At 63.9% G+C, this 233-nt stretch carries 1 protein-coding gene; it reads right to left on the bottom strand.

The window, feature by feature from the left end:
* Positions 1-84 precede the first annotated feature (84 nt).
* Positions 85-233 (bottom strand): ATP-binding protein (locus ACZ3HG_RS24950; RefSeq protein WP_465335245.1); only part of this gene is annotated, 149 nt, incomplete at its 5' end.

Here is a 233-nt window from a genome sequence, read left to right as displayed (position 1 = left end):
CTGCGCGCGGCGTAGGGAGGGCGGAGCCCGACCGGAGGCGCGCGCAGCGCAAAGCATCTTTTAATCGGAGGTCGGTGGGGGCGATCAGCTGCGGTTTTTGAAGCGCCAGCTGTCATTGCCGGTCTCGACGATGTCGCAATGGTGGGTGACGCGATCAAGGAGCGCGGTGGTCATCTTGGGATCGCCGAACACGGTGGGCCATTCGCCGAACGCGAGGTTGGTGGTGATGATGA

It is taken from the genome of Erwinia sp. PME.40.26/001, from assembly GCF_055556675.1.
Note: the sequence above shows the minus strand (reverse complement) of the source record. Positions and strands in the feature narration are given on the sequence as shown.